The sequence below is a fragment of the Variovorax sp. VaC1 genome (genome assembly GCF_043658315.1).
Lineage (GTDB): Bacteria > Pseudomonadota > Gammaproteobacteria > Burkholderiales > Burkholderiaceae_C > Variovorax.
In genome coordinates this window covers 305,387-318,364 of record NZ_JBIGLT010000004.1, presented here as the reverse complement: position 1 = coordinate 318,364, position 12,978 = coordinate 305,387, and the positions used below count along the sequence as shown (strand labels likewise).

Genomic DNA, 12,978 nt, shown 5'->3' with positions numbered 1-12,978 from the left:
CCGGCACCGAAAGGGTTCTATTCGCCTTGGGTGTCGCCGGCCTCGCCCAGTGCGTCGACGCAATCCCGCGCGGCTTCGCGCACCATCTCATCGGCATCGTGCAAGGCCGCGCGCTGCGCCACCGCATGCCAGGGCAGGGCAGCGCGCTTCCAGGCGGCGAGGCTGCGAGCGGCCTGCCATCGCACGTCGGCATCATCGTCATGCGCGAGGCGATCCGCGAGCGCCGGCAGGATGCGTTCGCCAGCGGCTGCGCCCAGGCCCCGGTCGTCGGCCACGCTGGCCGCGTGCCGGCGCACGAAGGCATGCGGCGACGCCATGCCGCGCAAGGCCTCGCCGATTTCGCCGGGGCGCAGGGTGCAATAGCTGCTGCCGGGCTTGAGCTTTTCGTGCACGACTTCGGCGATGGCAGCAGAGTCCGACGACAGCAGTGTTTCGAGGGGCCGGTAGTCGAGCGCCACGGGCGTCGGGTCGCGAAAGGCAGAGTAGGGCGCACAAAGGCCACGCACGGCGACGGCGGCGCGCTCCGGATCGCCGCGCCACGCGGCGAGCTGCTCGAAGAGCCAATCGCTGTCACCCAGATAGGCCAGCGTTGCGGCGCACCACGCGTGCGTGGATGGCTCGGCGGGTGCGTGAAGCTTCTTGCGCAGCGCGGCAAGCACCTCGGGCGTCGCAAGGCCGATGTGCCCGAGCATCCGGGCGGCCTCCCAGCCGAACTTGCCACGCGGGCGGGCGAGCAAGTCGAGCAGTGCGGGCACGGCGGGCGCGCCGATGTCGACCAGCCATTTCTGCGCGTCCTCGCTGTCGACCGGCTGGCCGTCGAAGCGGCCAAGGCGCCCGATGAGCCAGCCCACCCGTTCTTCGACGGGCAGGGCCGTGACGCGCAGGCGCTCCTGCTCGGCCACCGCCTCTTTGGGAAAGAGCGCCCCGAAAGCGGCATCGCCGATGCAGCGGCGCGCCAGTTCGAGGCCGTTCTCTTCGTCATGCAGGAAGACCACGAAATCCGGCGTGAGCTGCGGCGCGTTGCCCAGCGCGGCCCGGATCTTCCGTGCCGCTGAAACAAGCATGTCGATGCACTCGCGCTCGGCCAGCAGCCAGGCCTCGCGGGTGTCGTTCCGGGTGATCTCGCATGCGGCGTCGGCCGCCGCATTCAGTGCGGCACCGGCGAACTGGATGTCGCCCCAACGCCAGTCGGGCGGGTTCCACTCGGCCGTCCAGAAGTCACCCGAAGGCTCGTCTTCGCGGGCGTCCACGCTGTTGGCGGAAAGGGCGGGCAGGTAGATCGGGCCGTCGAGTTCGCGGTACATGCCCTGGAAGGCGACGGCGTAGAACTGTTCGTCGGGGTTGTCGTCGAGCAGCTCGCGCAATGCCCGAAGGGCGTCTTCGACGATCAGCGGTTCCAGCGCTTTCCAATGGCTCATGCGGGCAATCTTGCCTTGAGGGGCGAAATCGTAAGAGGCGGTCTTGCTTCAGCTGGATCGCGGCAGCAGCGCGGGCACCAGCGTGCGGTTCATCCGCTCGCGCCACCAGCGCAGCGCCTGCCCTTGCGCGCCGGTCTTCCACGCGAGCCAGAACGCCTCTGGCGCGCGCGGCTCTTCGGTGGGCAGCTCGACCAGCGTGCCGCGCTTGAGCTCATTCACGATGCAGGCGCGCGGCAGAAAGCCGTGGCCCAGGCCCGCCACCTGGCAGGCGATCTTCGCGGGCATCGATGGCACGGTGATGCGCGGCTGGCCGGCCAGCAGGCCGACGGTGCGCTCCGACAGCGTGCGCGCGCTGTCGCCCACCACGATGGCGTTGCACTCGAGCAGGTCGCCGCGCTGCAGCGGTCGGCCCAGGCGCGTGAGCGGGTGCGTGGGCGCGACGCAGAACGCGAAGTCGAGGCTGCCCACGGTCACCGCCTGGTAGCCGCCGCCGGCCGGGCCTTCGCCGGCGGCAATGACGATGTCGGCGCGGCCCTCGCGCAGGGCCTCCCAGCTGCCGGTGAGCGCCTCGCAGCCGATGCGCAGGCGGGTGCCGCAGCGCAGGTCTTCGAAGGCGCGGATGTCGTCGATGAGCGCCTGCGTGGGAATGAGCGAGTCGTGCACGAGGCGCAGCTCCGACTCATAGCCGGTGGCGATGAGCCGCATGCGCGATTCGAGGTCGCTCGCGGCATTGAGCAGCCAGCGGCCCTCCTTGAGCATTTCTTCGCCGGCGGCGGTGAGGGTCACGCGCGGGCCGTTGCGCTCGAACAGCAGCATGCCCAGCTGTTCTTCCAGCTTGCCCACGGCGTACGAGATGGTGGAGGGCACCTTGTTCAGGCGCGCGGCCGCGGCGGCGAAGGAGCCGTGGCGGGCGATGGCATCGACGACCTCGATGGCTTCCAGGCTGAGTTTGAGCACGCTGCGGGTTCCTTGAAAACGAAAGGATTTGAGGGGAAAGGGAATCATCGAAAACTTCGATGATTGATGGTGAAAAGTTTCGTCGATGAGCGCTTGAAGGAACCCGATGATTCATCCCGTGCCAAGGAGATTCCCTCCGAAAGCAATTGTGAATCGAATCGAATATCCAATCAACCGCAAGGAGCTTTCCATGTCCATCAAAGCCACCCCCACCGCCGGCGCCAAGCTGCTCACCCCCACCGACCACACGCTGGTGATGATCGACTTCCAGTCGCAGATGGCCTTTGCCACGCACTCCATCGACGCCGTGAACCTGCGCAACAACGCGGCGCTGGTGGCGCAGGCCGCAGCCGGCTTCGGCGTGTCGACCATCCTCACGACGGTGGCCGAGAAGAGTTTTTCGGGCCCGATGTTCAGCGAGATCACCGAGGCCTTTCCGGGCCAGAAGATGCTCGACCGCACCTCGATGAACACCTGGGAAGACGCCGCCGTGATCGAGCGCGTGAACCAGATCGGCAAGCCGCGCATCGTGCTGGCGGGCCTGTGGACCAGCGTGTGCATCGTGGGCCCGGCGCTTTCGGCGCTGGACCAGGGCTTCGAGGTGTACGTCATCGCCGACGCTTGCGGCGACGTGTCGGCCGAGGCGCACAACCGCGCGATGGAACGCATGGTGCAGGCCGGCGCGCAGCCGATGACCTCGCTGCAATACCTGCTCGAGCTGCAGCGCGATTGGGCACGCGGCGACACCTATGAGCTGACCACCGGCATTGCGAAGAAGGTCGGCGGCGCCTACGGTCTGGGCGTGACCTACGCCCAAACCATGTTCGGCGCGCACGAAGGCTGATCGCCGAAGGTGAACAAGATGAAGCCCTACGTCCTGTCGCTTGCGCTCGGCCTGCTGGTCGGCGTGATCTACGCACTGTTCCAGGTGCGCTCGCCGGCACCGCCGGTTATCGCCCTGGTGGGGCTTCTGGGAATTTTGCTCGGCGAGCAGATCCCGCCGCTCATCAAGAGCGTGATCAAGCCCGATGCCGTGGCCACCTCTTGGCTGCAGCACCAGGTCAAGCCGCATGTGTTCGGCGAGCTGCCGAAGTGCGCGCAGCCCACGGCGGCAAACACCGCCGAGGCCGCCGCCTCTGGCAGGCGCGACGCGTGAAACCGTTCGCAGACCCCAGCCGCCGCCGTCTCCTCGGAGCGCTCGGCGCCACCCTCGCAGCCCCCGGCCTCGCGGTCGCTTCTTTCTCCGACACCATGACCCACACCGAAACCCCCGACCTGATCCTGCATCGCGGGCTGTTCACCACCCTCGACCGCTCCAACCCCACCGCCGATGCCGTGGCCATCAAGGACGGCCGCTTCACTCACGTCGGCCGCTCGCACGACATCCTGCCGCTGGCCGGCAGCGGCACCCGTGTGATCGACCTGCACGGCAAGCGCGTGCTGCCGGGTCTGATCGACAACCACCTGCACATCATTCGCGGTGGCCTCAACTTCAACCTGGAGCTGCGCTGGGACGGCGTGCGCAGCCTGGCCGATGCCATGGGCATGCTCAAGCGGCAGGTGGCCAACACGCCCGCGCCGCAATGGGTGCGCGTGGTGGGTGGTTTCACCGAGCATCAGTTCGTGGAAAAGCGCCTGCCGACCATCGAAGAGCTGAACGCCGTCGCGCCCGACACGCCGGTCTTCATCCTGCACCTGTACGACCGCGCACTGCTCAACGGCGCGGCGCTGCGCGCGGTGGGCTACACGAAAGACACACCCGCGCCACCCGGCGGCGAGATCGTGCGCGACAGCGCCGGCAACCCGACCGGCCTGCTGCTGGCCAAGCCGAACGCGGCCATCCTCTATGCCACGCTGGCCAAGGGCCCGAAGCTGCCCTTCGACTACCAGCTCAATTCCACGCGCCACTTCATGCGCGAGCTCAACCGCCTGGGCGTGACCGGCGCCATCGACGCGGGCGGTGGCAACCAGAACTACCCCGACGACTACCAGGTGATCCAGAAGCTGGCCGACGACGGGCAACTGACGATCCGCCTGGCCTACAACCTGTTCACGCAGAAGCCCAAGCAAGAGAAGCAGGACTTCCTGAACTGGACCGCTTCGTCGAAGTACAAGCAGGGCGACGACTACTTCCGCCACAACGGCGCGGGCGAAATGCTGGTGTTCTCCGCCGCCGACTTCGAAGACTTCCGCCAGCCGCGCCCGGACATGGCGCCCGAAATGGAAGGCGAGCTGGAAGAAGTGGTGCGCGTGCTGGTGCAGAACCGCTGGCCCTGGCGCATGCACGCCACCTACGACGAGACCATCAGCCGCTCGCTCGACGTGTTCGAGCGCGTCAATCAAGACACGCCGCTGGCCGGGCTGAACTGGTTCTTCGACCATGCCGAGACCATCTCCGACCAGTCGATCGACCGCATCGCGGCGCTGGGCGGCGGCATCGCGGTGCAGCACCGCATGGCCTACCAGGGCGAGTACTTCGTCGAGCGCTACGGCTACGGCGCGGCCGAGGCAACGCCGCCCGTGAAGCGCATGCTCGAAAAGGGCGTGAAGGTCTCGGCCGGCACCGACGCGACGCGCGTGGCTTCGTACAACCCGTGGGTGTCGCTGTCGTGGCTGGTCACGGGCAAGACGGTAGGCGGCATGCAGCTCACGCCGCAGCGCAACCTGATCGACCGTGAACAGGCGCTGCGCATGTGGACCGAGAACGTCACCTGGTTCTCGAACGAAGAGGGCAAGAAGGGCCGCATTCAGGCCGGCCAGCTCGCCGACCTCGTGGTGCCCGACCGCGACTTCTTCGCCTGCGCCGAATCGGAAATCGCCGACACCACGGCGCTGCTCACGATGGTGGGCGGCAAGGTGGTCTACGGCGCCGGCCCCTTCGCCGCGCACGACGAAGGCGCACCACCGCCGGCCATGCCCGACTGGTCGCCCGCGCGCACCTTCGGCGGCTATGCCGGCTGGGCCGACACCGCCGAAGGCGCGCCGATGCAGAAGGTGTTGCGCAATGCCGCCGCGGCCTGCGCCTGCGCCAACAACTGCAACGTGCACGGCCATAGCCACGCGACGGCCTGGAGCAGCAAGCTGCCCATCGCCGACCTGAAGAGCTTCTGGGGCGCGCTCGGCTGCGCCTGCTGGGCGGTGTGATGACGACGCGCTGGACTACTTCACCCGCAGTGCGCTGGGTTGCGTTGCTCCTGCTGTGCGCCGCCTACCTGCAAGGCGGGCTGAACAAGGCGATGGACTTCGACGCGGCCCTGGCCGAAATGAACCACTTCGGCATGTCGCCGGCCGGCCCGCTGGCCGTGGCGGTCATCGTGCTGGAGCTGGGCGCTTCGGCGCTGATCCTCACCGGCCGCCTGCGCTGGCTTGGCGCGCTGGCGCTGGCCGGCTTCACGCTGATGGCGACCTTCGTGGCGCTGCGCTTCTGGCAGATGCCAGTCGGGCCCGAGCGCTTCATGGCGGCCAACTCGTTCTTCGAGCATCTCGGGCTGGTCGGCGGCTTTCTGCTGGTCGCCTGGCATGACCTGAAGGAGCGTGCCCATGTCTGACACCTCACACGGCGCAACCGCGCCGGCGACACCGCAACCCGGCGCCTTCGCGCCGCTGCGCCAGCCGGTCTTCGCGGTGCTCTGGGCCGCCACCGTGCTCGGCAACATCGGCAGCTTCATGCGCGACGTGGCCAGCTCATGGTTGGTGACGGACCTGTCCGCCAACCCGACGGCGGTGGCGCTGATCCAGACGGCGGCCACGCTGCCGGTGTTCCTGCTGGCGATCCCGGCGGGGGTGCTGTCGGACATCCTCGACCGGCGGCGCTTTCTGATCTTCGTGCAACTGGTGCTCGCGGCGGTGAGCGGCTCGCTGCTGCTGCTCTCGCACACCGGCGCGCTCACGGTCGAATACCTGATCGCGCTGACCTTCGTGGGCGGCATCGGCGCGGCGCTGATGGGGCCGACCTGGCAGGCGATCGTGCCCGAGCTGGTGCCGCGCGCCGACCTCAAGGGCGCCGTGGCGCTGAACTCGCTGGGCATCAACATCGCGCGCTCCATCGGGCCGGCGGCGGGCGGGCTGATCCTCGCGAGCTTCGGCGCGGCCGCCACCTATGGTGTGGACGTGCTGAGCTATGTGTTCGTGATCGCGGCGCTGCTGTGGTGGAAGCGCCCGGCACCGGCGGACAGCGGCCTGTCGGAGAACTTCTTCGGCGCCTTCCGTGCCGGCCTGCGCTACACGCGGGCCAGCAAGGAGCTGCACGTGGTGCTGCTGCGCGCGGCGGTGTTCTTCCTGTTCGCCAGTTCGGTGTGGGCGCTGCTGCCGCTGGTGGCGCGCCAGATGCTCGGCGGCAGCGCGGGCTTCTATGGCGTGCTGCTCGGTGCCGTGGGCGCGGGCGCCATCGGTGGTGCGCTGGTGATGCCGCGCCTGCGCGCCCGGCTCGGTGCGGACGGCATGCTGCTGCTGGCGGCGTTGCTCACGGCCGCCGTCATGGGCAGCCTGGTCTTTGCGCCGCCGCAATGGCTGGCGGTGATGCTGCTGTTGCTGCTGGGCCTGGGCTGGATCGTGGCGCTGACCACGCTCAACGGCGTGGCCCAGTCGATCCTGCCGAACTGGGTGCGCGGGCGTGGGCTGGCCGTGTACCTCACCGTGTTCAACGGCGCGATGGCGGCCGGCAGCCTGGGCTGGGGCCTGGTGGCGCAGCAGATCGGCGTGCCGGCCACGCTGGTGGCGGGGGCGGTGGGGCTTGTGGTGGCTGGGCTGGTTTTCCACCGCGTGCGGCTGCCGGCCGGCGAGGCCGACCTGCAGGCGTCGAACCACTGGCCCGAACCCCTGCTCGCCGAGCCCGTGGCGCATGACCGCGGGCCGGTGATGATCCAGGTCGAATACCGCATCCGCAGGGACGACCGCCCGGCCTTCCTGCAGGCGATGAAGCGCCTGTCGCAAGAGCGCCGCCGCGACGGTGCCTACGCCTGGGGCCTGCACGAGCACACGGCCGACGGGGAGCGCGTGATGGAGTGGTTCCTCGTCGAATCGTGGGCGGAGCATCTGCGCCAGCACCATCGCGTGTCGCAGGCCGACGCCGACCTGCAGGGCGAGGCGCTGCGTTTCCACATCGGGCCGGACAAGCCCGAGGTGCATCACTTCCTGGCGCTCTGACTTTTTCCTGTCTCCCTTCTTGCCTACCTTTCTTCTCTCACACCACTGGAAAACCATGACCACACTCACACTGCGCGACGGCACCGAGCTCTACTACAAGGACTGGGGCTCGGGTCAGCCGATTCTCTTCAGCCACGGTTGGCCGCTCAGCGCCGACATGTGGGACGCCCAGATGCTGTTCTTCGCCGAGCGCGGCTACCGCGTGATCGCATTCGACCGCCGCGGCTTCGGCCGTTCGAGCCAGCCATGGACGGGCTATGACTACGACACCTTCGCCGACGACATCGCCGAGCTGATCGAAAAGCTCGACCTGAAGAACGTGATCCTTGCGGGCTTCTCGATGGGCGGCGGCGACGTGACACGCTACATCGCGCGCAAGGGCAGCGCGCGGGTGGCCAAGCTGGCGCTCATCAGCGCGGTGACGCCGCTCTTCATGAAAACGGCCGATCACCCGGTGGGCCCCGACGCTTCGGTGTTCGCAGGCATCCGCGCCGGGCTGGCCGCCGATCGCCCGCAGTTCCTCGACGACTTCAGCACGATCTTCTACGGCACCAACCGCCCCGGCGCCAAGATATCGCAGGGCGTCTTCAAGCAGACGCTGCAGATCGCGCTGCAGGCCTCGATCAAGGCCACCATCGACTGCGTGACCGCGTTCTCTGAAACCGACTTCCGCCCCGACATGGCCAAGATCGACGTGCCCACGCTGGTGATCCACGGCGACGACGACCAGGTCGTGCCCTTCGAGGCCACCGGCAAGCTGGCGGCCGAGATGATCAAGGGCAGCCAGCTCAAGGTCTACGCCGGTGCGCCGCACGCCACCTGCACCACCCACAAGGACCAGGTGAACGCCGACCTGCTGGCGTTCATCCAGGGCTGATCGCCGGCTGGCCACGGGCGGGCTTGGGCCCGCCGTCGTCAGGGGCAGTGCCGGTGGCGATAATCCTGCGATGCGAATTCGCTTTACCAAAATGCAGGGGGCCGGCAACGATTTCGTCGTGCTCGACGAAACGCGCGGCACGCTGGGCCTGACCGCGGCGCAGTACCGCTTTCTGGCCGACCGCCATTTCGGCGTCGGCGCCGACCAGATCCTCACCGTGCGGCCCTCGCCGGCCGAGGGCATCGACTTTCAATACGTGATCCACAACGCCGACGGCGGCGAGGTGGAGCAGTGCGGCAACGGCGCGCGCTGCTTCATGCGCTTCGTGAGCGAACACAAGCTGACCGACAAGACCGAAGTGCGCGTGCAGACGCTGGCCGGCGTGATCGCACCGCGCATGGGCGCCGACGGCCGCGTGACGGTCGACATGGGCGCGCCGGTCTTCGCGCCGGAACGCGTGCCCTTCGACACCGCCGGGCTCGACCCACAGCCCGAGGGTTCGTGGCAGAAGTGGCACCTTGCCCTTGGCACGCGTGCGGGCAGCGCTATTGTTTCGGTAGCGGTGCTGTCGATGGGCAACCCGCACGCGGTGCAGGTGGTCGACAACGTCGACACGGCGCCAGTGGCCGAGCAGGGCCCGCAGATCGAGCACCACCCGCGCTTTCCGCAGCGGGTGAATGCGGGTTTCATGCAGGTGGTCGACCGCACGCACGTCAGGCTGCGAGTGTTCGAGCGCGGCGCCGGCGAAACGCTGGCCTGCGGCACGGGCGCCTGCGCGGCGGTGGTGGCGGGCATCCGGCTCGGGCTGCTGGAGCGCCGGGTCGATGTGCAGACGCACGGCGGCATCCTCACGATCGAGTGGCACGGCGAAGGCCAGCCCGTGCTGATGACGGGCCCGGCCACCACGGTCTTCGAAGGCGACATCGAGGTGCCAGAACTGCCATGACTTCCTTCACGAACAACAACGACGCCAACAACGCCATGAACCCGATCACCGAAGACGACATCGCGAACTACCTGGCGAACACGCCCGACTTCTTCGAGCGCCATGCCCAGCTGCTGGCGCAGGTGCAACTGACCAGCCCGCACGGCAACCGCGCCGTGAGCCTGCAGGAGCGCCAGGCCGAGATGCTGCGCGAGAAGATCAAGGCGCTGGAGCATCGCCTGATGGACATGGTGCGCCACGGCACTGAAAACGTCGTCATCGCCGACCGCCTGCAGCGCTGGACCAGCGGCCTCTTGACCACGCGCGACCCGCGCAGCCTGCCGTACCGCATCGCGGTCGACCTGCAGTCGCTGTTCCTGGTGCCGCAGACGGCCATCAAGGTGTGGGACTGCGGCAGCGAATACCTCAACGAAGCCTATGCCCAGTGGGTGAGCGACGACGTGAAGGCGCTGGCCACCTCGCTGACCTCGCCGTACTGCGGCCTCAATTCGGGCTTCGAGGCGGCCAACTGGCTGCCCGAGCCGGCCGCCGCGATGTCGATCGCGCTGATTCCGCTGCGGCCTGATGCCGAATCGCCGGCCTTCGGCCTGCTGGTGCTGGCATCGCCCGACGCGCAGCGCTTCAACGCCGAGATGGGCACCGACTTTCTCGAGCGCATTGCCGAGCTGGCCTCGGGCGGGCTCTCGCGGCTGCGTCCTTGAGCCGCCCGCGCTGGTTGCGCCGGCCCTGGCAGGTCGTGCTGTTCGGCGGGCTGCTGGCCGGGGTGGCCGTGTACGCGGCCATCGCGGCGGTGGTCTGGCAGCGCGCCGAAGCGGTGCTCGGCAACCCGCCGCAACGGGCCGCCGACGCGGCGCTGATTCTGGGCAACCGCGCCTACCTCGACGGCAAGCCGAATCCCTGCCTGACGGGGCGTGTCGACACGGGCATCGCCCTGGCGCAGGCCGGGCTGGTCAGGCAACTGGCCTTCTCGGGCGGCGTCGATACCGAAGACGGCCGTATCGAGGCCGAGGTGATGCAGCAGCATGCGAATGCCGTGGGCTACACCGGGCCGAGGCTGCTGGAGCCGGTGTCGTCGTCCACGCGGCTGAACCTCGCGCTGTCGACGCCGCTCCTGCAGGCTGCCGGCGTGCGCAGCGTGATCGTGGTGTCGGAGCCCTATCACCTGTGGCGCATCGAACGGTTGGTGCGCATGAGCGGCTTCGACAAGACCTTCGACGTGCAGTACGCCGCCGCGCCCACCTCGTGCTGGCGCACCTGGGGCATGCTGTTCAAGGGCGCATTGCGCGAGCCGGCCGCCATCATCAACAATGCCGGCCATGGCTACCTCTTCTGAGCCTGCCGCGCCGGCTTCATCGGGCTGGATCGACAAGTACCTTGAGCATGTGCGCGTCGAGCGCCGTCTCGCGGCGCGCACGGTCGAGCTGTATGCCTTTCACCTGCAGTCGCTGACGGCTCACGCGGCCGAAGCCAACCTGCCGCTCGACCGCGTGCAGACCGCCCACATCCGCCGCTGGATGGCGCAGCTGCACAGCGCCGGCCGCGAGCCGCGCGGCATTGCGCTGGTGCTGTCGTGCTGGCGCAGCTTTTACCGCTGGCTCGGCAACGAAGGGCTGATCGGCTTCAACCCGGTGCAGGACGTGCACGCACCCAAGGCCGGCCGCCCGCTGCCGAAGGCGCTGGGCGTGGACGACGCGGTGCGCCTGGCCGAGCTGTACGACCCCGAAGCCGATCCGTGGACCGAGGCGCGCGACAGCGCCATCGTCGAAGTGCTGTACGGCTGCGGCCTGCGCGTGAGCGAACTCACCGGCCTCGATGCGCAGGCGAGCAACACCGCGCGCGGCTGGGTCGACCTCGACGCGCTCGAAGCCAACGTGCTGGGCAAGGGCAGCAAGCGCCGCATCGTGCCGATGGGCGGCAAGGCGGCCGAGGCGGTGCGCGACTGGCTCGCGGTGCGCGACGAGTGCGCGGGTCTGACGACGGCCCGGCTGCACGACGCGAACGCGGCCGCCGCGCTCTTCATCAGCGCCAAGGGGCTGCGCATGTCTTCGCAGGCGGTGTGGAAGCTGCTGCGCGAGCGCAGCTTCAAGGCCGGCCTGACCGCGCCGGTGCATCCGCACATGCTGCGCCATTCCTTCGCCAGCCACGTGCTGCAGTCGAGCAGCGACCTGCGCGCGGTGCAGGAGCTGCTGGGCCACGCCAACATCGCGACCACGCAGGTCTACACGCGGCTGGACTTCCAGCACCTGGCCAAGGTCTACGACGCGGCGCATCCGCGCGCACAGGCGCGCCCGGAAGCGGTACGCCCGAAGGCCGAACCGAAAACGACTCACAAGAACACGAGCAAAGAATGAAAACCCTCCGACTCAAACCCGGCAAAGAGCGCTCGATGCAGCGCCGCCACCCTTGGGTTTTCGAATCCGCCATCGCACGCGGCGGCGCCGATTCCGGCGAGACGGTGCGGGTGGAATCCCACGACGGCACCTTCCTGGCATGGGCTGCCTTCAGCCCGCTTTCCAAGATCCGTGCGCGGGCCTGGAGCTTTGTCGAAACGCAGCGCATCGATGCGGCGTTTTTCGTGGCGGCTTGCGCGCGCGCCGTTGCCGCCCGCGGCCTGTTCGATCTGCAGAGCGATGGCGTGCGCCTGGTGCACGGCGAGGCCGATGGCCTGCCGGGCCTGATCGTCGACCGCTATGGCGACACGCTGGTGGCGCAGTTCCTGTCGGCCGGCGTCGAGCGCTGGAAAGACGTGCTGGCCGATGCGCTGCTCCGAGCCACGGGCCTGACCAAGCTGTATGAGCGCTCCGATGCCAGCGGCCGCGAGCGCGAAGGCCTGAAGCCCGTCACGGGCTGGCTGCGTGGCGAAGGCCCCACCGAAATCACGATCCGCGAACACGACTGGAAGCTGTCGCTCGACATCGCGACCGGCCACAAGACCGGCTTCTATCTCGACCAGCGCGACAGCCGCCAGCGCTTTGCCGAGCTGGCGAAGCACCGGCGCTTCAAGCGCGTGCTCAATTGCTTCTGCTACACGGGCGGCTTCACGGTGGCGGCGCTGGCGGGCCTGAAGGCCGCGGGCGCGCTCGAAGGCGCGGAGCTGGTGTCGGTCGATTCGTCGCAGCCGGCGCTCGACCGTGCGCGCGGGCACCTGGCGCTCAACGGTTTCGGCGGTGAGGGCATCAAGGCGGAATTTCTCGATGCCAACGTCAACACCGTGCTGCGCGAGTTCATCGACCAGGGCCGCACCTTCGATGCCATCGTGCTCGACCCGCCCAAGTTCGCGCCCACGGTGGCGCATGCCGAGCGCGCCGCGCGGGCCTACAAGGACATCAACCGCCTGGCGCTGAAGCTGCTGGAGCCGGGCGGCGTGCTGCTGACTTTTTCGTGTTCGGGGGGCATCAGCGCCGATCTGTTCCACAAGATCGTGGCTTCGGCCGGGCTCGATGCCGGCGTGGACGGCTACATCGCCGAACGCCTGGGCGCCGCGCCCGACCATCCCATGACCATCGAATTCCCCGAAGGGGAGTACCTGAAGGGGCTGGTGGTGGTCAGGAAGCCCGCCTGACCGCCGCTTGGCGCCCTTAACCCCATCACCAACGCAACTCAGTGGCATTGGCTAAACTGCCCGGCCACGCCTT

Annotated in this window: 13 protein-coding genes; 11 read left to right on the top strand and 2 right to left on the bottom strand. The window is 68.6% G+C overall.

The annotated features are described in order from the left end of the window. Positions 1-17: 17 nt before the first annotated feature. The gene (locus ACGLHS_RS18330) at positions 18-1,418 is read right to left on the bottom strand and encodes a DUF4303 domain-containing protein (RefSeq protein ID WP_394481947.1); all 1,401 of its coding nucleotides are present in this window, start codon (positions 1,416-1,418) and stop codon (positions 18-20) included. A gap of 48 nt (positions 1,419-1,466) precedes the next feature. Beyond that, entirely contained in the window at positions 1,467-2,375 is a 909-nt protein-coding gene (locus ACGLHS_RS18325) for a LysR family transcriptional regulator (RefSeq protein WP_093244844.1), read from the bottom strand. Positions 2,376-2,565: 190 nt separating this feature from the next. On the opposite strand from ACGLHS_RS18325, the gene ACGLHS_RS18320 reads away from it, so the two are divergent. The 11 genes from ACGLHS_RS18320 to ACGLHS_RS18270 all read left to right on the top strand — a co-directional run bounded on the left by ACGLHS_RS18320 (position 2,566) and on the right by ACGLHS_RS18270 (position 12,905). Next, positions 2,566-3,219 (top strand): hydrolase, encoded by a 654-nt coding sequence (locus tag ACGLHS_RS18320; RefSeq protein ID WP_093244846.1) that lies wholly within the window; start codon positions 2,566-2,568, stop codon positions 3,217-3,219. Between the two features lie 18 nt (positions 3,220-3,237). Then, entirely contained in the window at positions 3,238-3,531 is a 294-nt protein-coding gene (locus ACGLHS_RS18315) for a DUF1427 family protein (protein ID WP_394481944.1), read from the top strand. 95 nt (positions 3,532-3,626) lie between these two features. After that, positions 3,627-5,519: an amidohydrolase gene (locus ACGLHS_RS18310; RefSeq protein ID WP_176801202.1), complete on the top strand. Its 1,893-nt coding sequence runs from the start codon at positions 3,627-3,629 to the stop codon at positions 5,517-5,519. Beyond that, the gene (locus tag ACGLHS_RS18305) at positions 5,519-5,923 is read left to right on the top strand and encodes a DoxX family protein (protein ID WP_394481941.1); all 405 of its coding nucleotides are present in this window, start codon (positions 5,519-5,521) and stop codon (positions 5,921-5,923) included. Before ACGLHS_RS18310 ends, ACGLHS_RS18305 begins: the two co-directional genes overlap by 1 nt. Next, positions 5,916-7,520 (top strand): MFS transporter, encoded by a 1,605-nt coding sequence (locus ACGLHS_RS18300; RefSeq protein WP_394481939.1) that lies wholly within the window; start codon positions 5,916-5,918, stop codon positions 7,518-7,520. Before ACGLHS_RS18305 ends, ACGLHS_RS18300 begins: the two co-directional genes overlap by 8 nt. A 55-nt stretch (positions 7,521-7,575) precedes the next feature. Continuing rightward, complete coding sequence (locus tag ACGLHS_RS18295; RefSeq protein ID WP_394481937.1) at positions 7,576-8,397, top strand: alpha/beta fold hydrolase; 822 nt, start codon at positions 7,576-7,578, stop codon at positions 8,395-8,397. A gap of 70 nt (positions 8,398-8,467) precedes the next feature. Further along, the gene (dapF, locus tag ACGLHS_RS18290) at positions 8,468-9,343 is read left to right on the top strand and encodes a diaminopimelate epimerase (protein WP_394481934.1); all 876 of its coding nucleotides are present in this window, start codon (positions 8,468-8,470) and stop codon (positions 9,341-9,343) included. Further along, complete coding sequence (locus tag ACGLHS_RS18285; protein ID WP_093244859.1) at positions 9,340-10,044, top strand: DUF484 family protein; 705 nt, start codon at positions 9,340-9,342, stop codon at positions 10,042-10,044. The genes dapF and ACGLHS_RS18285 overlap by 4 nt, the downstream gene beginning before the upstream one ends. Further along, on the top strand, positions 10,041-10,676 hold the full coding sequence (locus ACGLHS_RS18280) for a YdcF family protein (RefSeq protein WP_093244862.1): 636 nt from the start codon (positions 10,041-10,043) through the stop codon (positions 10,674-10,676). The genes ACGLHS_RS18285 and ACGLHS_RS18280 overlap by 4 nt, the downstream gene beginning before the upstream one ends. Further along, the gene (locus tag ACGLHS_RS18275; protein ID WP_394481931.1) at positions 10,660-11,694 is read left to right on the top strand and encodes a tyrosine recombinase XerC; all 1,035 of its coding nucleotides are present in this window, start codon (positions 10,660-10,662) and stop codon (positions 11,692-11,694) included. The genes ACGLHS_RS18280 and ACGLHS_RS18275 overlap by 17 nt, the downstream gene beginning before the upstream one ends. Continuing rightward, positions 11,691-12,905 (top strand): class I SAM-dependent rRNA methyltransferase, encoded by a 1,215-nt coding sequence (locus ACGLHS_RS18270; RefSeq protein ID WP_394481929.1) that lies wholly within the window; start codon positions 11,691-11,693, stop codon positions 12,903-12,905. The genes ACGLHS_RS18275 and ACGLHS_RS18270 overlap by 4 nt, the downstream gene beginning before the upstream one ends. Positions 12,906-12,978 lie beyond the last annotated feature (73 nt).

Excerpts from the sequence above, each read along its gene's own strand:
- ACGLHS_RS18330 (WP_394481947.1), bottom strand. The coding sequence starts at position 1,418 with ATGAGCCATTGGAAAGCGCTGGAACCGCTGATCGTCGAAGACGCCCTT.
- ACGLHS_RS18320 (WP_093244846.1), top strand. The coding sequence starts at position 2,566 with ATGTCCATCAAAGCCACCCCCACCGCCGGCGCCAAGCTGCTCACCCCC.
- ACGLHS_RS18315 (WP_394481944.1), top strand. The coding sequence starts at position 3,238 with ATGAAGCCCTACGTCCTGTCGCTTGCGCTCGGCCTGCTGGTCGGCGTG.
- ACGLHS_RS18310 (WP_176801202.1), top strand. The coding sequence starts at position 3,627 with ATGACCCACACCGAAACCCCCGACCTGATCCTGCATCGCGGGCTGTTC.
- ACGLHS_RS18305 (WP_394481941.1), top strand. The coding sequence starts at position 5,519 with ATGACGACGCGCTGGACTACTTCACCCGCAGTGCGCTGGGTTGCGTTG.
- ACGLHS_RS18300 (WP_394481939.1), top strand. The coding sequence starts at position 5,916 with ATGTCTGACACCTCACACGGCGCAACCGCGCCGGCGACACCGCAACCC.
- ACGLHS_RS18295 (WP_394481937.1), top strand. The coding sequence starts at position 7,576 with ATGACCACACTCACACTGCGCGACGGCACCGAGCTCTACTACAAGGAC.
- dapF (WP_394481934.1), top strand. The coding sequence starts at position 8,468 with ATGCGAATTCGCTTTACCAAAATGCAGGGGGCCGGCAACGATTTCGTC.
- ACGLHS_RS18285 (WP_093244859.1), top strand. The coding sequence starts at position 9,340 with ATGACTTCCTTCACGAACAACAACGACGCCAACAACGCCATGAACCCG.
- ACGLHS_RS18275 (WP_394481931.1), top strand. The coding sequence starts at position 10,660 with ATGGCTACCTCTTCTGAGCCTGCCGCGCCGGCTTCATCGGGCTGGATC.
- ACGLHS_RS18270 (WP_394481929.1), top strand. The coding sequence starts at position 11,691 with ATGAAAACCCTCCGACTCAAACCCGGCAAAGAGCGCTCGATGCAGCGC.